This is a genomic window from Kitasatospora sp. NPDC056184 (assembly GCF_042268405.1).
Classification (GTDB): domain Bacteria; phylum Actinomycetota; class Actinomycetes; order Streptomycetales; family Streptomycetaceae; genus Kitasatospora.
Genome location: NZ_JBHJUI010000034.1, coordinates 12,555 through 31,372, shown reverse-complemented (window position 1 = coordinate 31,372; position 18,818 = coordinate 12,555). Strand labels below are relative to the sequence as shown.

Genomic DNA, 18,818 nt, shown 5'->3' with positions numbered 1-18,818 from the left:
TGTAATCATTCACGCCAACGAGGGCAGGCGGGCAGGCCGTCCTCCCGTACACGCTCCGGAGTGACACCCATGCAGCCGCCCAGCCGACGGACCCTTCTGACCTTCGGGCTGCTCCTCACCGCCGGCGCGACCCTCACCGCCTGCACCGGCGGGAACGGCACCGACCCCGCCGCCTCGGCCGGCGGCCGCCGCCCCGACCCCGACGAGCCGATCCGCCTGCGCGCCGTCGCCGCCACCGACACCCTCCTCGCCGGCTACGACGCCCTCCTCCCCCAGGCCCCCCAGCTCCAGCCCCTGCGCGCCGAGGTCGCCCAGCACCGCGCCGCCCTCCAGCCCTCCACCACGATTCCCCCCACCACCCCGGCCACCCCGCCCACGGCGGCCCCCACCACCCTCCCCGCCCTGGCCGCCCTCGAACGCCAGACCGCCCAGTCCCGCCTCGCCGACCTGGCCGCCGCCTCCCCCCAGCTGGCCCGCCTGCTGGCCTCCGTCGCCACCGCCGGCGTCCTCCACGCCACCACCCTCGGCGACTCCACCCCCACCCCCGCCCCGTCCCCCGCCACCCCCAGCACCGTCCCCACCCCCGGCGAGGCGGCCACCCCCTTCCAGGAGGCCCTGAGCGCCGAACACGCGGCCATCTACGGCTACGGCGTGGTCGGCGCCCGCCTCCCCGACGACCAGCAGCGCACCGACGCCCGCACCGCCCTGGCCGCCCACCAGTCCCGCCGCGACGCCTGGCAGCGCCTCCTCGCCGGCACCGGCGCCACCCCCACCGCCGCAGCCGCCGGCTACCAGCTCCCGTTCCCGGTCACCGACACCCCCGCCGCCACCCGCCTGGCCGCCCACCTGGAAACCCGCCTCACCACCGTCTACGCCGACCTGGTCGCCGCCGCCCCCGCCCCCCACCGCCCCCTCGCCGCCGACGCCCTCCGCGAATGCGCCCTGCGCGCCCACCACTGGGGCGCCACCCCCACCCCTTTCCCCGGCATCCCCAACACCCCCGCCACAACCCCCACCCCCTGACCGGCCACACCCCCACCCGCACCACCCCACCCGGCCCCACCACCCACCAAACCTCCCTCCCCACCCCGGCGAGAGGGACGCTCTGCGGGAGGGGGCGGCGCAGGGGGTGGCCGCGGAGAGGGGCGTCACGGGTGATTTCCGGACTGCCAACGGCGAGCACCCACCCCCAACAGGGCCGGCAGTCGGAAAATCATCCAGCCCCCGGAGCGGCCACCCCCGGAGCCGACCCCGCACCCACCCTCCCGAGAGCCGCGTTGCACACCCCCGCCCCGCGCTGCCGACCCACCCCATCCCTCCCATACCGGACAATGGACCCGTACCACCCCAGGTCACCCGCGACCGGAAGGCCAGCATGTCGGCACCCGCACCCGGACAGCCCACCGTCCCCGACTGGCTCAGGCGCAGCATCACCGCCGCCCACCCCGCCGAGGCGGCCACCTGGCTGGCCGACCTGCCCGCCCTGGTCGCCGCCCAGCTCACCCGCCTCGACCTCACCCTGGACCGCGTCCTGGACCCCGGCGGTTCCCTGAGCCTGGTCGCCTACGTGCACCGCAACGACGACCTCACCCCGGCCGCCCTGAAGGTCTCCCTCCGCACCCCCGAGACCGCCCACGAGCCCGAGGCCCTCACCGCCTGGGCCGGCCGCGGCGCCGTCCTCCTCCTCGACGCCCACCGGACCGCCACCTCCAGCGTCCTCCTCCTGGAACGCCTCCACGGCGAGATCCCCCTCCGCTCCCTCGCCGAGCCCAAGGCCATGCTGGAAGCCACCAGCCTCCTCCACCGCCTCTGGCTCCCGCTCCCCCTCCCGCACGCCCTCCCCGCCACACTTCCCACCGCTCCCCCCGCCCCCACCGCCCCCGAAGCCACCCCCACCGTCCCCGAAGCCACCCCCCTCCTCACCGAGGCCCGGGAAACCGCCGGCGCCCTCACCGCCTCCGCCACCGAGCAGTTCCTGCTCCACGGCGACTTCCACCACGGCAACGTCCTCGCCGCCGACCGCGCCCCCTGGCTGGCGATCGCCCCCCGCCCCCTGATCGGCGAACGCGCCTACGACCTGGCCCGCCTCGTCCTCGACCGCGCGGACACCCTCATCGGCTCCCCCGGCGCCCCCGCCGCCGTCCGCCGCCGTCTGCACCAGCTCGCCGAGGCGCTGGACGTCGACCGCGACCGCCTCCGCGGCTGGACCCTGGTCCGCGCCGTCGACCTCGCCCTGGCCGCCCTCGCGGCGAACCGCCGCCCCGAGGCCGAGCTCTACCTGGAGTTCGCCGGCGCGCTCTGAGCCGAACCGGCCCCGCCCGGCCCCCGCAACGGCAACGACGCCCCCATCACCGCGTACCGCCGCTCCGTGTTAGGAAAGTGCACGGCCCGCGCGAGATCCCGGTACCCCAGCGCCCGGTACAGCCGCCGGGCCGGCGTCTCGGCGTCGATCGCGGAAAGGATGCTGCGGTCCATCCCGGACCGCCGGGTCAGCGTGCGGATCAGCGCCGAGCCGACCCCCCGCCCCTGGAACTCCGGCAGCACGTGCAGCTCGGTGACCGCGAAGACGTCGTCCAGCCAGTCCCCGTGCCCCCGGGCGACCAGATAGGGCTCGATCACCGTGCTCCACCAGTGCTCACGGTGGTTGGGCATGCCGTACCCGAACCCGATCAGCCGCCCGCCGCCGAACGCCCCGAACGCGATCACCCCGGGCTGCTGGGCGTGCCGCCCGACGATGTGCAGCCGGACCATGACCTCCTCCGGAGTGAGCCCGAACGCCACCGCCTGCACGTCGAGGGCCTGCGGAGCCCACGCCGCGAGGTCGATGGCCTCGACCACCACTCCGACCACCCCGGTCCCCCCGGCACCCCGTGCACCCCCGGCACCCCGTGCACCCCCGGCGCCTCCAGCGCCTCCGGTCCCTCCGGTCACCCGACCCCGCCCCCTCAGAACAGCACGCTCATGAACGCCCCGACCTCCTGGAACCCCACCCGCCGGTACGCGGCCCGCGCCCGCAGGTTGTAGTCGTTGACGTACAGCGAGACCACCGGAGCCACCTCCCGCAGCGCGATCTCCAGCACCGCCGCCATCCCGGTCTCGGAGAACCCCCGCCCCCGGTGCTCGGGCGCCACCCAGACCCCCTGGATCTGGCAGGCCCCCGCCGTGACGGCCCCGACCTCCGCCTTGAACACGACCTGCCCGTCCTCCCCGAACCGGGCGAACGAGCGCCCGGTGGACACGAGTTCGGCGACCCGCGCCTGGTAGAGCAGCCCCCCGTCACCGGCCAGCGGCGACACCCCGACCTCCTCGGTGAACATCGCCACGCAGGCCGGCATCAGGGTGTCGATCTCGCCCCGCCGCACCCGCCGCACCAGCGGATCCGGCTCGATCTCGGCGGACGGCACGCTGGCCGACATCAGCGGCTGATGGCCCCGCACCTCCCGGGCCGGCCCCCAACTGCGCTCCAGCAGCGCCCACAGCGCAGCGGTGGGCCCGGCCGGGCCCACGATGGAGGAGCAGCGGCGCCCCTGCCGGCGGGCGCGCTCGGCGAAGGCCTGGACGGCCTGCGGACCGGCGTCGACCAGCACCAGGTTGGCCCCCGCGTAGCAGAGCGCGTCGAGTTCGCCCTGCTCGTCGTACCAGCCCCACATCTCGCCGCCGAGCCGCCAGGGGTCGAGGCCGACGGCCTCCACCCGGGTGGCGACGAAGGCGTTGGCGACCGGATCGCGGTGGAGGACGGCGAGGGCGTCGGCCAGGTCCGGCGGTTCCAGCACGCGGGTGGTCGCCAGGGCGCGGGCGGCCTGGAACGAGCTGGGGAGCATCACACCTCGATCGAGCATCGAGACAGCACCTTACTGAGACGACTCTGGCCGCACCCTACTCCCCGGCCCCACCCGGACACGGCCGCGGGGCCGTCCGCGCACGGACGGCCCCGCTTCCGGAAGAACTGCGCGGACCTACCCGACACCGGGGCGGTTCACTCGCCGGCGGTGACGGTCGGCGCGCCGGACTCGGCGCCCTCGGCCTCCATCTGCTCGGCGATCTTGAACGCCTCCTCGATCAGGGTCTCCACGATCTTGGACTCGGGGACGGTCTTGATGACCTCGCCCTTGACGAAGATCTGGCCCTTGCCGTTGCCGGAGGCGACACCGAGGTCGGCCTCACGGGCCTCGCCCGGGCCGTTGACGACGCAGCCCATGACGGCGACGCGCAGCGGCACGTTCATGCCCTCCAGGCCGGCCGTGACCTCCTCGGCGAGCTTGTAGACGTCGACCTGGGCGCGGCCGCAGGACGGGCAGGAGACGATCTCCAGGCCGCGCTGGCGCAGGCCGAGCGACTCCAGGATCTGGTTGCCGACCTTGATCTCCTCGGCCGGCGGGGCGGAGAGCGAGACCCGGATGGTGTCGCCGATGCCCTCGGCGAGCAGCGCGCCGAAGGCCACCGCGGACTTGATGGTGCCCTGGAAGGCGGGGCCGGCCTCGGTGACGCCGAGGTGCAGCGGGTAGTCGCAGGCGGCGGCGAGCTGGCGGTAGGCGTTGATCATCACGACCGGGTCGTTGTGCTTGACCGAGATCTTGATGTCGCGGAAGTCGTGCTCCTCGAACAGCGAGCACTCCCAGAGCGCGGACTCGACCAGCGCCTCGGGGGTGGCCCGGCCGTACTTCTCCAGCAGGCGCTTGTCGAGCGAGCCGGCGTTGACGCCGATCCGGATCGGCACACCGGCGTCCTTGGCGGCCTTGGCGATCTCGCCGACCTTGTCGTCGAAGGCCTTGATGTTGCCCGGGTTGACCCGGACCGCGGCGCAGCCGGCGTCGATCGCCGCGAAGACGTACTTCGGCTGGAAGTGGATGTCGGCGATCACCGGGATCTGCGACTTCTTCGCGATGATCGGCAGCGCGTCGGCGTCGTCCTGGGAGGGGACCGCGACCCGCACGATCTGGCAGCCGGAGGCGGTGAGCTCCGCGATCTGCTGCAGCGTGGCGTTGATGTCCGAGGTCACCGTGGTCGTCATGGACTGCACCGACACCGGGGCGTCGCCGCCGACCGGCACGTTGCCGACCATGATCTGGCGGGAGACACGGCGCTTGGCGAGCGGCTTGAGCGGCAGAGACGGAATACCGAGCGAGATCGCGGTCATGTGCGCAGGGTTCCCCGGGGTTGAGGTGTGGTCGGTGCGGCCGCCGCTGGAACGGCCGAGCCCGGACGCGCCGACGATCGCGCGCCCGGGCTCCAACGGTACGGCACGGGAACGGGCGCCCGCGCACCCACCGGCCCGCCCGCCTAACTGATCTTGACCGGGTTCACCAGGTCGGCCACCATCACCAGCAGCGTGAAGCCGATGAACACACTGGCCACGACGTAGGCGACCGGCATCAGCCGGGCCACGTCGAACGGGCCGGGGTCGGGCCGGCGGAACAGCCGGGCGAAGCGGCGGCGCACCGACTCCCAGACCGCGCCCGCGATGTGGCCGCCGTCCAGCGGCAGCAGCGGCAGCATGTTGAAGAGGAACAGCGAGAGGTTGATCCCCGCGAGCAGGTTGACGAAGTAGGCGATCCGCTGGCTGCCCGGGATGTCCAGCGCGAACACCTCGCCGCTGACCCGCGCCGCGCCGACCATGCCGATCGGCGAGTCGGCCTCGCGCGGGGTGCCGTCCACCACCGAGTGCCAGAGGCCGGGGATCTTGCCGGGCAGCGCGGCGAGCGACTTCACGCCGTTCTCCGCCATGTCGTACATCCGGTCGAGGGACTGGCCGAAGCCGAGCTGGACCACCCCGGTGGTCGGGGTGAAGCCGAGGAAGCCGGCCCGCACCGTCTCGCCCTTGACCGGCACCCCGTCGGCGTCGTACTTCTGCACGTCGTTGTCGGCGATGGTCGGGGTGAGGGTGAGCTGCTGCCCGTCGCGCTCGACCACCAGGTCGACCCTCCGGCCGGCCGACTTGCGGATGTCGCTCTGGAGCTGCTCGTAGGTGGTGATCCGGTCGCCGTCGAAGGAGACCACCTTGTCGCCCGGCTTCAGCCCGGCCTGGAAGGCGGGCGCGGCGGGCGCGCCCGCCGGGCAGTTGTCGGTCGGCTGGCCGGCCTTGACGACGCACTCCGAGACGGTGCCGATGGTCGGCACCGACATCGGCACGCCGAAGCCCATCAGCACCGTCAGGAAGAGCCCGAAGGAGAGGATCAGGTTCATGAACGGGCCGGCGAACATGACGATCACGCGCTTCCACGGCTTGCGCGTGTAGAAGAGCCGGTGCTCGTCACCCTCCTTGACCTCCTCGTAGGAGGCCTCCCGGGCGTCCTCGATCATGGTGCGCCAGGGCGAGGTGGAGCGCTGGGTGATCCGCCCGTCGGTGCCGGGCGGGAACATCCCGATCATCCGGATGTAGCCGCCCAGCGGGACGGCCTTGAGGCCGTACTCGGTGTCGCCCTTCTTCCGCGACCAGATCGTCGGGCCGAAGCCGACCATGTACTGCGGCACCCGGATGCCGAACAGCTTGGCCGTGGAGAGGTGGCCGAGCTCGTGCCAGGCGATCGAGAAGAGCAGTCCCAGTACGAAGACCAGGATGCCGACCACCGTCATCACCGTTGCCACCGCTGCTCCTCCGTCATGCCGCTCCGCTCGTCCTGTCGTCGTACCGGTCGTCCGGCGGGTCCGCCCGGGCGGACCCGGATCAGCCCGCGGCCAGCTCGCGGGCCCGGGCGCGCGCCCAGTCCTCCGCGTGCAGGACGTCTTCGACCGTCAGCGAAGTTCCCGCCGCGGGGCTGCCGTGCTCCGCCACGACCTTCGCCACAGTGTCCACGATCCCGGTGAAGGCGAGGCGGCCGCTCAGGAAGGCCTCCACACATTCCTCGTTCGCCGCGTTGAACACCGCCGGGGCGGTGCCGCCCAGCGTGCCGACCTCGCGGGCCAGCTCGACCGCCGGGAAGGCGTCGTTGTCCAGCGGGAAGAACTCCCAGGTCGCCGCCTTGGTCCAGTCGCAGGCCGGGGCCGCGTCCGGCACCCGGTCCGGCCAGCCCAGGCCCAGCGCGATCGGCATCCGCATGTCCGGCGGGCTCGCCTGCGCCAGGGTGGAACCGTCGGTGAACTCCACCATCGAGTGGACGACCGACTGCGGGTGGACCACGACCTCGATCCGGTCGAACGGCACGTCGTACAGCAGGTGCGCCTCGATGACCTCCAGGCCCTTGTTCACCAGGGTGGCCGAGTTGATCGTCACGACCGGGCCCATCGCCCAGGTCGGGTGCGCCAGCGCGTCCGCCGGGGTGACGCCCGCCAGCTCGGCGCGGCCGCGGTTGCGGAACGGGCCGCCGCTCGCGGTCACCACCAGCTTGCGGACCTCGGCCCGGGTGCCGCCCGCCAGCGCCTGGAACAGCGCGGCGTGCTCGGAGTCCACCGGTACGATCTGCCCCGGCTTCGCGACCGCCTTCACCAGCGGACCGCCGACGATCAGCGACTCCTTGTTGGCCAGCACCAGCACCCGGCCGGCCCGCAGCGCCGCCAGCGTCGGGCGCAGGCCGATCGAGCCGGTGATGCCGTTCAGCACCGAGTGGCACTCCGTCGCCGCCAGCTCGGTCGCCGCGTCCGGGCCGGTCAGCACGGCCGGCAGCGCACGGCCCGCCGCCTTCGCGGCCAGCGCCTCGCGCAGCGCCGGCTCCGCCGCCGGATCGGCCACCGCCACGGTGTGCACGCCCAGCCGCAGCGCCTGCTCGGCCAGCAGCTCCACCCGGCCGCCGGCCGCCGACAGGGCCACCACCCGGAACCGGTCCGGGTTGCGCAGGACCACGTCGATGGCCTGGGTGCCGATCGAGCCGGTGGAGCCGAGGATCACCAGCTCCCGGGGGCCGGAGGGGTTGTTCACCTCGGGGGTGAACCGCAGCTGCGGGTGGGCGAGCGAAGTCATGCGCCCATTGTGTCCTGCCCGGCCGTCCGCCCGGCACCACGGGACCGCTCCCGGGGCGCCGGACCCGCTCCCGGGCTACCGTCGGAGCCATGCGCATCGTCATCGCCGGGGGCCACGGACAGATCGCCCTGCGGCTGGAACGGCTGCTCGCCGACCGCGGCGACCGCCCCGCCGGGATCATCCGCCGCCCCGAACAGGCCGAGGACCTCGTCGCCGCCGGGGCCGAACCGCTGCTGCTCGACCTGGAGGCCGCCGCCCCGCCCGAACTCGCCCGGCTGGTCGAGGGCGCCGACGCCGTGGTGTTCGCGGCCGGCGCCGGAGCGGGCAGCGGCACCGCCCGCAAGCTCACCGTCGACCGGGACGCCGCCGTGCTGCTCGCCGACGCCGCCGTGCTGGCCGGCGTCCGCCGCTACCTCGTCGTCTCCTCGATGGGCGCCGACGCCCGGGCCCGCTACCCCTCCGACGAGGTCTTCGAGACCTATCTGCGGGCCAAGGGCGCCGCCGACGACGCCGTCCGGGCCCGCGCCTCGCTGGACTGGACGGTGCTGCGACCCGGCCGCCTCACCGACGGCCCGGGCACCGGCCTGGTCCGGCTCGCGCCGAACGTGCCGCGCGGGTCCGTCGACCGCCAGGACGTCGCCGCCGTGCTCGCCGCGCTGCTGCACGAGCCCGGCACCGCCGGGCAGACCCTGGAACTGGTCGGCGGCGACGCCACCGTGGCCGAGGCCATCGCGGCCGCCGGCGGCCGCGCCTGACCCCGCGCACGCGCGAGGGCCCGGCCGCGTCGTGCGGCCGGGCCCTCGCTCAGGTCACCCTCAGAGGGCCAGGCCGGTGAGGACCAGGACCTTCTCGACGGTGTAGTCGTCCATCGCGTACCGGACGCCCTCGCGGCCGACGCCGGAGTCCTTGACGCCGCCGTACGGCATCTGGTCGGCCCGGTAGGACGGCGCGTCGCCGATGATCACACCGCCGACCTCCAGCTCCTGGTGCGCGCGGAAGGCGGTCTGCAGGTCGTGCGTGAACACGCCAGCCTGCAGGCCGAACAGCGAGTCGTTGACGGCCGCGAAGGCCTCGTCCACGCCGTCGACCTTGTGCAGCGACAGGACCGGGCCGAACACCTCGGAGGTGGCGAGGATCGCGTCGGCCGGCAGCTCCGCCAGCACGGTCGGGGCGTAGGTCGCGCCCTCGCGGGTGCCGCCGGTGAGCAGCTTCGCGCCCTTGGCGACCGCGTCGTCCACCCAGGACTCGACCCGCTTGGCGGCGTTCTCGTCGACCAGCGGGCCGACGTCCGTCGCGTCGTCGTTCGGGTCACCGGTGACCTGGGCCCGCACCTTGGCGACGACCTTCTCCGCCAGCGCGTCGTACACCGACGCGTCGGCGATCACCCGCTGCACCGAGATGCAGGACTGGCCGCCCTGGTAGTTGGCGAACATCGCGATCCGGGTGGCCGCCCAGTCCAGGTCCGCCTCGGAGGACCAGTCGGCGAGCACCACGGCCGCGGCGTTGCCGCCCAGCTCCAGGGTGGTGTGCTTGCGCGGCACCGAGTCCATGATCTGGTAGCCGACCTTGTCCGAACCGGTGAAGGAGATCACCGGCAGACGCGGGTCCTGCACCAGGGCCGGCATCCGGTCGTTCGGCACCGGCAGGACGCTCCAGGAACCGGTCGGCAGCTCGGTCTCGGCCAGGATCTCGCCCAGCACCATGGCCGACAGCGGGGTGGCCGGGGCCGGCTTGAGGATGATCGGCGCGCCGACCGCGATCGCCGGGGCGATCTTGTGGGCGACCAGGTTCAGCGGGAAGTTGAAGGGGGCGATGCCCAGCACCACGCCGCGCGGGAAGCGCCGCACCACCGCGAAGCGGCCCGTGCCGCCCGGGTCGGTGTCCAGCCGCATGGTCTCGCCGTTGGTCCGGCGGGCCTCCTCGGCCGCCCAGCGGAACACCGAGACGGCGCGGCCGACCTCACCGCGGGCCCACTTGATCGGCTTGCCGTTCTCGGCGGTGATCAGCTGGGCGATCTCCTCGGTGCGCTCGGTCAGCCGCCGGGCCACGTGGTCCAGGGCGGCGGTGCGCACGTGCGCGGGGGTCGCGGCGAACACCGGCAGCGCGGCGACGGCGGCCTCCAGGGCCTCCTCGACCTGCGCCTCGGTGGGGATGCTCACCTTGCCGACCAGGCGGCCGTCCCAGCTGTTGTGCACCTCGAAGTCGGCGTCGCCGCTCGCCCGGCGGCCGGCCAGCCAGAAATCGTACGTGGTGGTCACCGTGGTACCGGCCCTCTCCTCGTCGTCCTCACGACCCCACGGACGTGGAGCCAGAACCGAGGGTAGGACGGGCGACGCGCCGACCGGATTGGACACCGAGTAGCGTTCGCCCCCGCGGTCACTCCACCGCGTCCAGCCTCCGAAGGGCCGGCCTCCCAGGGGCCGGCCTCCGAAGGGCCGGCCTCCGAGGGGCCGGCCTCCGAGGGGCCCTCCCTCACTCCTCGCCGGAGCGCAGCGCCAGCCAGAGCTCCATCCGGACGTCCGTGTCGTCCAGCGACCGCCCCAGCAGCTCCTCCACCCGCCGCATCCGGTACCGCAGGGTGTGCCGGTGCACCCCGAGGTCGGCCGCCGCCGCGTCCCACTGCCCGTGCCGCGACAGCCACGCCCGCAGCGAGGCCACCAGATCGCCGCGCGCCGTCCGGTCGTGCTCGCGCAGCGGCCGCAGCAGGCCCTCCGCGAAGGCCGTCACGGCGTCCTCGCCGAGCAGCGGCAGCAGCGAGCCCGCGCCGACCTCCTCGTGGTCCACCGACCGCCGGCCGCCGCGCAGCGCCACCGCCAGCGCCCGCTCGGCCTGCGCGTGCGCCGTCCCGGCATCCTCCAGCGCGGCCGGCGCCGACACGCCGAGCGACAGGCCCTCGTGCTCCTCCACCGCCCCCAGGCACGCCCGGTGCACCGCGCCGTTGTCCAGCGCCAACAGCATCAGCCGCGGCCCGTGCGCACCCTCCTCCCGCGCCGCCAGCAGCTTCTCGCCGACCCGCGACCCGGCCTGCTCGGCCCGGTCACCCAGCTCGCCCAGCGCCTCCCCGGAGTCCGCGCCCTGGGCCGCCCCGGCCACCAGCACCCGGACGGTCCCCTCCGGCAGCCCCCCGAACAGGCCCGCCGCCACCTGCCGCGCGGTCGCCACCTCACCGGCCAGCACCATCCGCAGCAGGGCGGCGCCCATCTTCTCCTCGGCCTGCCGCAGCTCTCGCGACCGCTCCAGGGTCAGCGTCAGCAGCGCCACCGCCGCGTTCAGCACGTACCGCTCGGTCGGCGTGATCCGGTCCTCGGTGCCCACCGCCAGGAAGCCCCGGGCCCGGCGGTCCGCCCCCAGCGACTGGACCACCACGTAGTCCTCGTCCGCCGTGTCTATCCCCGGCGCGCGGCCCTGCAGCGCGGCACTCGACGGCGCCGGGCGCCGGCGCAGCCGGTCCACCTCCGCCGCCAGCCGCCCGGCCCGGCGCGCCGCCCAGTCCGGCGCCACCACCGACAGCGCCCCCGACCCGTCGTACAGCGCCGCCCAGCCGCCCAGCCGGGCCGCCAGCCGCCGCACCACCGCCGTCGTGCCGTCCTTGCCCAGGGCGGCCCGGGTCAGCTCCTCCTGCGCCTCGAAGCTGGTCGTCACCGCCTCGTACTGCTCGGCGGCCAGCGCCGCCGACACCACCTTGCTGATCGCGATGAACGGCGTCGGCTCCGGCACCCGCAGCAGCGGCAGACCGCGCTGCGCCGCCGCGTCCACCAGCGGCTGCGGCACCTCGGTGTGCGACAGGCCCACCCCCAGCCCGAGCCCGACCACCCCCGCGTCGGCCAGCCGGTGCACATACGCCTGGAGCTGGGCGGCCGTACGGCCCAGCTTGATCCCGGTGGTGAGCAGCAGCTCGCCACCCTCGAGGAACGGCGTCGGGTCGTCCAGCTCGCTGGTGTGCACCCAGCGGACCGGCCGCTCCAAATGGTCCGCACCGGCGAGGACCGTCAGATGGAGCGAGGTGTTGCGGACGACGGAGGCAAGTGTGGGGGGCATGGCACCTTCGGGGGAACGACCCGACCGCGCCGTTGCGGCCGGGCGAGAGAGGGCTGGGGGGCCTTGGGGGTCCCACCTCTCATTATGGACGCCCCGGACAAGCCGCACTGCCGAATCCACCTCGAAGGCGAGCTTCGTCCGCGCCCCTCAGTCCCGGAGGTCCACCAGCAGCGGCGGCACCTGCTCCCCCGACACCGCCGTCAGCGACAGCACCGCGTGCCCGGCCGGCAGCGCGTGCGCCAGGTCCGACGGGGACCACCGCAGCCGCTCCACCTCCCGGGTGGTCACCGACTCCGTCTGCGCGGTCGTCCCCGACAGCGCCTTGCGCCCCATCCGCCCGGCCCGCCGCACGATCCCGCCCGAGGTGTCCGGGGCCAGCGTCACCGCCGTCTCCCGCACCAGGTGGGTGCCCCAGGCCTCCGAGAACAGCCGGCCGTCCCACGGCGCGATGCCCGGGAACGCCGCCCGGCAGCCCACCGCCCCGAACAGCGGCGCCCGCAACGCCTCCGGCAGGTCGACCAGCGTCCGCAGCAGCAGCACCACCCCGGCGTTCGCCCCGCGCAGCCGCTGCAGCCCGCGCACGGTCCCGGCGTCCAGCGCCGCCGAGGCGTCGTCCACCACCAGCCCGGCGAACAGCGACCGGTCCCCGCGGGCCCCCGCCGCCTGCACGAACTGGCCCACCAGCAGCCGCGAGAGCATCCGCGCCGCCTCCGGGTGACTGCGCTCCGGCAGCTTCACCCGCACCCGCAGCGGGTGGTCCAGCACCCGCATCGCGAACGGCGGAAGGCCCGTGCCGTCGGTCGCGAACACCCCCTCGAAGGCCGGCCGGTCCAGCAGCGCCAACCGGTCGGCCAGCAGCGCCCCCGGATCGTCCGCCCGTCCGCGCTGGCGCTCCCGGTGCTCCAGGTCCCGCTCGTACGAGCCCAGCCGGCCCGCCGCCCGCAGCCCCTTCACCAGCGACTCCAGTGCCTCCGGCTCCCCGACGAGCAGCGCCCGCAGCTCGCGCACCGCCGGGTAGCGGCCGAACGCGGCGTGGAACGGGCCCACCATCTGCTGCAGCGTCGTCCGCGCGGTCTCGGCACGCGCCGTCAGCTCGTCCGGCAGCAGCGCCTCCGCCAGCCGGGCCGCCGCCTCGTCCGGATCCTGCGCCGCGCCGTACAGGTCCAGCCCGTAGCGGGACGCGGCATGGCCCGGGGCGATCACCACGTCGTACCAGTCGTCCGGCCCCAGGTCCGCCTCCGCCGACCCGATCACCACCGCGCACGCCGTCCCGGCCAGCGCCTGCAGGCACAGCGCCTCCGCCACCGGGCGGGCCAGCCGCGCCGTCTTCCCCGTCCCGGCCGGGCCCACCGCCAGCAGCGAGGTGCCCAGCACCGCCGGATCCAGCGCGAAGCCCGCCGCCCGGTGGGTCAGCGGGTTCTTCGGCACGTCCTGCGCGGTCCCGAGCCGCACCTGGCCCAGCAGCAGGTCGTGCCGCTCCGCCCGCCCCGGGAGCTCACGCGCCTCCGACGGGTGCGCGAACGCCGCCGCGCCGCGCAGCGACACCTGCTCGGCGAAGGCCGGCAGGAAGGCCCGGTCCGCCTGGGCCGACTCCCACGCCCGCTGGATCCGCACGTAGTCGACGTCCCCGACCGCCTCGCCGTCCAGCCGTCCGGCCGCGACCGCCGCCCCGCCCTGCCGCAGCACCGCCCACGGATCCCGCTGCCGCACTGCCTCCGCCTGCTCCTTCACGGACGCGGGCTCCTCCTCCGTCACCGTCCGCGACAGCACCGGCAGCGCGTACCGCCGCCACACCTCCACCCACCGGCCCATCTTGCCGAAGACCTTGATGACGACGGCGATAGCGACAACGTTGACGACCAGCAGTGTGAACATGGCGCCGGCTTCCGAGGGCTCGGCGAGCGGGCCGATCCCGGTCTGGCGACCGAACCAGACGAGCAGGTACATCAGCAGCTGGGTGCCGTAGAGATAGGCGAACCACGCCACCACCGCGTTCAACCCCGCGCGCAGGAGAAGGGGCCAGGTCGGGACCTTGGCGGCCTCGGCGCGGTCGGGGTCGACCTGCCGGTAGCCCTGCCGGAAGACGCCCGGGGCGGCCTCCGGGCGGGGGGCGGCGACCCAGGCGGCGAGGTCGAAGGGCGTGCGGGCCGGGTGGCGGGGGCGCGGCATCGCGGCGGGCGGGTGATGGGGGGTGGCGGTGGTCCGCTCGCTGTGGCTCCGTGCCCCGTCCAGTCCCATGTACGGCCCCGCTCCCTCGCCCGCCGGCCCGACCGCCGTCGGTGCCGCCCATACCCATGCCGCCGCCCCGGCGACACGCCCGCGCTCAATGTAGTGGAGCGGAGCCCGCCGGTCGTGGCGCCGGCCGCGCTGGCCGCCCCGGACAAGTCGGACGGCCCACTGCTACCGAGTGGCGCATGCCTGCCCGGGGAACGCCGCCGTAGCCTGCGAACTACCGAGCCGAGAAGTCTGGAGAAACCCATGAGCGCCGCAACGCCGCTCCCGCAGGAGCGCCGTCTGGTCACCGCGATCCCCGGTCCAAAGTCGCAGGAGCTGCACGCCCGCAAGCTGGGTGCGGTGGCGGCCGGTGTCGGCACCACCCTGCCGGTGTACGTGTCCCGCGCCAACGGCGGTGTGCTGGAGGACGTGGACGGCAACTCGCTGATCGACTTCGGCTCCGGCATCGCCGTGACCAACGTCGGCAACAGCGCCGAGGCCGTGGTGGCGAAGACGACCGAGCAGCTGGCCGCCTTCACCCACACCTGTTTCATGGTGACCCCGTACGAGGGCTACGTGGCCGTGGCCGAGCAGCTGAACGAGCTGACCCCGGGTGACCACGAGAAGCGCACCGCGCTGTTCAACTCGGGCTCCGAGGCCGTCGAGAACGCGGTGAAGATCGCCCGCGCCCACACCAAGCGCCAGGCCGTCGTGGTGTTCGACCACGGCTACCACGGCCGCACCAACCTCACCCTGGCGCTGACGGCGAAGAACATGCCGTACAAGCAGGGCTTCGGCCCGTTCGCCCCCGAGGTCTACCGGGTGCCGGTCGCCTACCCCTACCGCTGGCTGACCGGTGCGGAGAACTGCGCCGCCGAGGCCGCCGCGCAGGCGATCGACACCATCAACAAGCAGATCGGCGCCGAGAACGTCGCCGCGATCATCATCGAGCCGATCCAGGGCGAGGGCGGCTTCATCGAGCCGGCCAAGGGCTTCCTGCCGGCGATCGTGGAGTTCGCGAAGGCGAACGGGATCGTGTTCGTCGCCGACGAGATCCAGACCGGCTTCTGCCGCACCGGCCAGTGGTTCGCCTGCGAGGACGAGGGCATCGTCCCGGACCTGATCACCACCGCCAAGGGCATCGCCGGCGGCCTGCCGCTGTCCGCGCTGACCGGCCGCGCCGAGATCATGGACGCCGCGCAGACCGGTGGCCTGGGCGGCACCTACGGCGGCAACCCGGTGGCCTGCGCCGCCGCGCTGGGCGCCATCGAGACCATGAAGGAGCAGGACCTCGTCGGCAAGGCGCAGCGGATCGGCGAGATCATGCTGGGCCGCCTGCGGGCCCTGCAGGAGAAGTACGAGATCATCGGCGAGGTCCGCGGCCGCGGCGCGATGATCGCCGTCGAGCTGGTGAAGCCGGGCGGCAAGGAGCCGAACACGGAGGCCACCGCGGCCATCGCCAAGGCCTGCCACGCCGAGGGCCTGGTCGTCCTGACCGCCGGCACCTACGGCAACGTGCTGCGCTTCCTGCCGCCGCTGGTGATGCCGGAGCACCTGCTGAACGAGGGCCTGGACATCCTCGAGGGCGCGTTCGCCACCGTCTGACCCGGCCCGCCGGCGCCGCACTGGTCGGCGCCGCACCGAAGACCCGCCGGAGGGATGTCCGGACAGCGCCGAACGGCCCGTGGGGACCTCGTCCCCACGGGCCGTTCGGTTCGAACCCGGCGTGACGCCACCGGCGCGGACGGTGAAGATGGTGTGCGGAATCGCTGAAGCTCCTCGGCCCCGCAAGGAGCTTGACGTAGTGTCATCACAGATGGACAGCGAGCCCCAGCCATGGGCGGATCCGTCCGCGGCACCGTCCTCCGGGACGGCTCCGCGCGAGGGCCGCGAGGACAACCAGGCCGTCCCTCCCGGGGCGGCGCACACCGCAAGCCGATCGACCGGCCGTCCGACCCACACCCCCCGGGGCGCACGGAGCGGCGATCATCAGGGCCGCCCCGGAGCTCTCCCCCCTGCTCCGGGGCGGCTGCCTCGCGTCCTCGGCCACCCGGCGGTGCCGGTGGTCCTCGGGGTGGTCCTGCTGCTGGTGTCCTGGCAGGTCGCGGTGGACGGGCCGCTGCTGGGCCTGGACCGCTGGGCCCGGCACGCCGTCCGGGAGACCCGGCACACGCTGCACAGCACCCTGCTCAACCACCTCGGCAAGGCGTTCTCCGACCTGGGCGGGGGCTCGGTGGCGGTGCCGGTGCTGCTCCTCGGCGGGGCGGTGGCGGCCCGGCGGGAGTTCCGGGCGGGCTTCGCGCGCTGGTGGCTGCCGGTCCCGGTGGCGGTGCTGACGGCCGGGCTGATCCCGCTGCTGGTCGTCCCGGCGAAGGCGTGGTTCGCCCGGCCCGGCCCGTTCGGGCTGCCGCTGGCGGCGGACCAGTGGGGCTGGTACCCGTCCGGCCACACCGCGACCGCCACGCTCGGGTACGGGGTGGCGGCCCTGCTGCTGGCCCGGACGGCCGGCCCCCGGACCCGGCGGGTGCTCGCCGCCGGGACGGCGCCGCTGGTGGCGGGGGTCGGGCTCGGCCTGGTGTGGAGCGACTACCACTGGCTGCTGGACGTGGTGGCCAGCTGGTGCCTGGGCGGCCTGGTCCTGTGGGCCCTCGCCCGGTGGCCGCTCACCGCCCGCCCCGGCGGGCACCGGCCACCGCGGGCGGGGGACTAACCCTCGGCCGGGGCCTCGTCGTTGCGGTGGACGAGACCGGGCTCGCCGTTGTCGCGGTGCCACTCGACGACCAGCTCGTCGCGGGCGCCGAAGCGGACCAGGTGGCGGCCGACGACGTCCTCCAGGCCGGGCAGGTTGTCGCGCTCGCCCTCGACGGCGAGCAGCAGGGCGTCGGGGGCGGCCTCCAGGGTGGCGGTGCCGGCGCCGAAGACGAGGGTGCCGCGGCCGGTCTCCTCGGACCAGTCGGCCTGGATCTTGCGGCCCATGTGGGCGGCGAGCTGCTTGGCGTAGCGGGCGGAGCGGTCGGTGGCGACGCGGGCTTCGGAGCGGGGCACGGGCCCTCCAGGGTCAGGGGAGGGAACTTAGGGTGCCCTCACTCACCACCTACGCTAACCCAGATACTGAGCCTTGCTCAACACTTTTCCGGGCGCCTCGGGACCGGCCGATACCCTGGGTCGGACACCTGCCGAGGAGAGCCGCCCATGACCACCACGCCGACCGACGACGCGGCGAGCTCCTCCCCCGTTCCGGACCCGGCGGCCGCCCCGGACACCGCCGCCGAGCTGGCCGACGCGATGACCCGGGCGATCAAGCGGATCCGCCGCCGCACCAGCGAGCGGCTGGAGCCCTACGGCATCACCCCCGGCCAGGGCCGCGCCCTGCGGGCCCTCGCGCACGCCCCCGGCTGCGAACTCCCCGACCGCGCGATGCGGCTGAGCGACCTGGCCGACCGGCTGCACATCGCCCCGCGCTCGGCCACCACGGTGGTCGACGCCCTGGAGGAGGCCGGTCTGGTCGAGCGGGCCCCGGACCCGGCCGACCGCCGCGCGGTGCGGATCCTGCTGACCGCGGACGGCCGGTCGGCGGTGGAGCGGATCGGCAAGGTCCGGCACGAGGTCGCCCAGGAGTACTTCGGCCCGGTCAGCCCCGCCGAGCAGGAGGCGCTGCTGCGAGCGCTGCGGACCGCCGAGTCCGCGTACGCGGCCACCGCCGTACCCTCCGCCGCGCCGCGCCGGACAGCGCCCCCGGGCGCAGCGCGGTGATCCCGATCCCGGCGACCACCAGGACCGCGGCGACGGCGGCCGCCGGTCCGACCGACTCGCCGAGCAGCAGCCACGCCGAGGACATCCCGAACACCGGCACCAGCAGCGAGTAGGGCGCGACGGCGGTGGCGTCGTAGCTGCGCAGCAGGTAGCTCCAGGCGACGAAGCCGAACAGGGTGGACACCAGTCCGACGTAGCCGATCGCGCCGACTCCGGCGAGGCCGATCCCGCGCAGTGCCCGCAGGTCGGCCTCCGGTCCCTCGACCAGCAGCGAGAGGCCGAGCAGCGGCAGCGGCGGCACGGCGCTGACCCAGACCATCCAGCGCAGCGCGTCCGGCGGGGCGGCCTTGCGGGTCAGCACGTTGGACAGGCCCCAGGCGGCCGCGGCGAGGACGACCAGGGCGAAGGCGCCGAACGGTCCGCCGAGCCCGCGGTCGACGGCGCTCAGGCCGATCCCGGCGAAGGCGACGGCCAGGCCGAGGAGCCGCTGCCCGCCGGGCCGCTCGCCGAGCAGGACGCCGGCGAACAGCGCGGTGAAGACGGCCTGCCCCTGGAGCACCAGGGAGGAGAGGCCGGCCGGCATCCCGGCGTGCATGCCGAGGAAGAGCAGGCCGAACTTGACCACCCCGAGCACCGTGCCGACCGCGAGCACCCAGCGCCGGGCGACCTTCGGCGGGCCGACGAGGAAGACGGCCGGCACGGCGACCACCGCGAACCGCAGGGCGCAGAAGAGCAGCGGGGGGAAGTTCTCCAGGCCGATGTGGATGAGGACGAAGTTGAGGCCCCAGACGGCGGCCACCAGAACGGCCAGGGCGATGTGACGCGGCCTCATGCCGCCGTTCGTGCCGCCGCCCGGGGCGGCCAGCGGGGATGCGCTCATGGCACGAGGATGGCCGCCGGGCACCGTGTAGCACCAGCG

Annotated in this window: 15 protein-coding genes and 1 pseudogene; 6 read left to right on the top strand and 10 right to left on the bottom strand. The window is 74.7% G+C overall.

Annotation, left to right across the window (positions count from 1 at the left end):
- Positions 1-69 precede the first annotated feature (69 nt).
- Entirely contained in the window at positions 70-1,023 is a 954-nt protein-coding gene (locus ACFC0B_RS37410; protein ID WP_376096795.1) for a ferritin-like domain-containing protein, read from the top strand.
- 352 nt (positions 1,024-1,375) lie between these two features.
- Complete coding sequence (locus tag ACFC0B_RS37405; RefSeq protein WP_376096792.1) at positions 1,376-2,302, top strand: aminoglycoside phosphotransferase family protein; 927 nt, start codon at positions 1,376-1,378, stop codon at positions 2,300-2,302.
- Here ACFC0B_RS37405 and ACFC0B_RS37400 read toward each other — a convergent pair.
- From ACFC0B_RS37400 to dxr, 5 genes are all read right to left on the bottom strand, one after another.
- Positions 2,275-2,850 (bottom strand): GNAT family N-acetyltransferase, encoded by a 576-nt coding sequence (locus tag ACFC0B_RS37400; protein WP_376096789.1) that lies wholly within the window; start codon positions 2,848-2,850, stop codon positions 2,275-2,277. The two genes, ACFC0B_RS37405 and ACFC0B_RS37400, sit on opposite strands and share 28 nt — an antisense overlap.
- A gap of 95 nt (positions 2,851-2,945) precedes the next feature.
- Positions 2,946-3,821, bottom strand: a complete 876-nt coding sequence (locus ACFC0B_RS37395) for a GNAT family N-acetyltransferase (RefSeq protein ID WP_376096887.1) — start codon at positions 3,819-3,821, stop codon at positions 2,946-2,948.
- A gap of 155 nt (positions 3,822-3,976) precedes the next feature.
- On the bottom strand, positions 3,977-5,137 hold the full coding sequence (gene ispG, locus ACFC0B_RS37390) for a flavodoxin-dependent (E)-4-hydroxy-3-methylbut-2-enyl-diphosphate synthase (RefSeq protein ID WP_355372150.1): 1,161 nt from the start codon (positions 5,135-5,137) through the stop codon (positions 3,977-3,979).
- 143 nt (positions 5,138-5,280) lie between these two features.
- Complete coding sequence (locus tag ACFC0B_RS37385; RefSeq protein ID WP_376096784.1) at positions 5,281-6,585, bottom strand: RIP metalloprotease; 1,305 nt, start codon at positions 6,583-6,585, stop codon at positions 5,281-5,283.
- Between the two features lie 79 nt (positions 6,586-6,664).
- Positions 6,665-7,894 (bottom strand): 1-deoxy-D-xylulose-5-phosphate reductoisomerase, encoded by a 1,230-nt coding sequence (gene dxr / locus ACFC0B_RS37380; protein WP_376096781.1) that lies wholly within the window; start codon positions 7,892-7,894, stop codon positions 6,665-6,667.
- Positions 7,895-7,983: 89 nt separating this feature from the next.
- Between dxr and ACFC0B_RS37375 the strand changes: the two genes are divergently transcribed.
- Positions 7,984-8,649: an NAD(P)H-binding protein gene (locus ACFC0B_RS37375; protein WP_376096778.1), complete on the top strand. Its 666-nt coding sequence runs from the start codon at positions 7,984-7,986 to the stop codon at positions 8,647-8,649.
- Positions 8,650-8,709: 60 nt separating this feature from the next.
- Here the strand turns inward: ACFC0B_RS37375 and ACFC0B_RS37370 are convergent, their stop codons facing one another.
- The 3 genes from ACFC0B_RS37370 to ACFC0B_RS37360 form a co-directional block, all read right to left on the bottom strand.
- On the bottom strand, positions 8,710-10,152 hold the full coding sequence (locus tag ACFC0B_RS37370) for an aldehyde dehydrogenase family protein (protein ID WP_376096775.1): 1,443 nt from the start codon (positions 10,150-10,152) through the stop codon (positions 8,710-8,712).
- Positions 10,153-10,366: 214 nt separating this feature from the next.
- Positions 10,367-11,932, bottom strand: a complete 1,566-nt coding sequence (locus ACFC0B_RS37365) for a PucR family transcriptional regulator (RefSeq protein ID WP_376096772.1) — start codon at positions 11,930-11,932, stop codon at positions 10,367-10,369.
- 147 nt (positions 11,933-12,079) lie between these two features.
- The gene (locus tag ACFC0B_RS37360; RefSeq protein ID WP_376096769.1) at positions 12,080-14,170 is read right to left on the bottom strand and encodes an ATP-binding protein; all 2,091 of its coding nucleotides are present in this window, start codon (positions 14,168-14,170) and stop codon (positions 12,080-12,082) included.
- A gap of 240 nt (positions 14,171-14,410) precedes the next feature.
- Between ACFC0B_RS37360 and gabT the strand changes: the two genes are divergently transcribed.
- Entirely contained in the window at positions 14,411-15,751 is a 1,341-nt protein-coding gene (gene gabT / locus ACFC0B_RS37355; RefSeq protein WP_376096766.1) for a 4-aminobutyrate--2-oxoglutarate transaminase, read from the top strand.
- 451 nt (positions 15,752-16,202) lie between these two features.
- Positions 16,203-16,856 carry a phosphatase PAP2 family protein gene (locus ACFC0B_RS37350; RefSeq protein ID WP_376096763.1) on the top strand — a complete coding sequence of 218 codons (654 nt, stop codon included), beginning with the start codon at positions 16,203-16,205 and terminating at the stop codon, positions 16,854-16,856.
- Here the strand turns inward: ACFC0B_RS37350 and ACFC0B_RS37345 are convergent.
- Complete coding sequence (locus ACFC0B_RS37345; protein ID WP_376096760.1) at positions 16,853-17,191, bottom strand: DUF2218 domain-containing protein; 339 nt, start codon at positions 17,189-17,191, stop codon at positions 16,853-16,855. The two genes, ACFC0B_RS37350 and ACFC0B_RS37345, sit on opposite strands and share 4 nt — an antisense overlap.
- 147 nt (positions 17,192-17,338) lie before the next feature.
- On the opposite strand from ACFC0B_RS37345, the pseudogene ACFC0B_RS37340 reads away from it, so the two are divergent.
- A pseudogene (locus ACFC0B_RS37340) lies at positions 17,339-17,653 on the top strand (MarR family winged helix-turn-helix transcriptional regulator); the annotation flags it as partial.
- A gap of 124 nt (positions 17,654-17,777) precedes the next feature.
- On the opposite strand, the gene ACFC0B_RS37335 reads toward ACFC0B_RS37340, so the two are convergent.
- Positions 17,778-18,731, bottom strand: coding sequence for an EamA family transporter (locus tag ACFC0B_RS37335; protein WP_376096884.1), 954 nt, complete (start codon positions 18,729-18,731; stop codon positions 17,778-17,780).
- Between the last annotated feature and the right edge of the window lie 87 nt (positions 18,732-18,818).

Bases quoted from the DNA above. Each gene is read 5' to 3' on its own strand.
- ACFC0B_RS37410 (WP_376096795.1), top strand. From the start codon at position 70: ATGCAGCCGCCCAGCCGACGGACCCTTCTGACCTTCGGGCTGCTCCTC.
- ACFC0B_RS37405 (WP_376096792.1), top strand. From the start codon at position 1,376: ATGTCGGCACCCGCACCCGGACAGCCCACCGTCCCCGACTGGCTCAGG.
- ACFC0B_RS37395 (WP_376096887.1), bottom strand. From the start codon at position 3,821: ATGCTCCCCAGCTCGTTCCAGGCCGCCCGCGCCCTGGCGACCACCCGC.
- ispG (WP_355372150.1), bottom strand. From the start codon at position 5,137: ATGACCGCGATCTCGCTCGGTATTCCGTCTCTGCCGCTCAAGCCGCTC.
- dxr (WP_376096781.1), bottom strand. From the start codon at position 7,894: ATGACTTCGCTCGCCCACCCGCAGCTGCGGTTCACCCCCGAGGTGAAC.
- ACFC0B_RS37375 (WP_376096778.1), top strand. From the start codon at position 7,984: ATGCGCATCGTCATCGCCGGGGGCCACGGACAGATCGCCCTGCGGCTG.
- ACFC0B_RS37365 (WP_376096772.1), bottom strand. From the start codon at position 11,932: ATGCCCCCCACACTTGCCTCCGTCGTCCGCAACACCTCGCTCCATCTG.
- ACFC0B_RS37360 (WP_376096769.1), bottom strand. From the start codon at position 14,170: ATGGGACTGGACGGGGCACGGAGCCACAGCGAGCGGACCACCGCCACC.
- gabT (WP_376096766.1), top strand. From the start codon at position 14,411: ATGAGCGCCGCAACGCCGCTCCCGCAGGAGCGCCGTCTGGTCACCGCG.
- ACFC0B_RS37335 (WP_376096884.1), bottom strand. From the start codon at position 18,731: ATGAGGCCGCGTCACATCGCCCTGGCCGTTCTGGTGGCCGCCGTCTGG.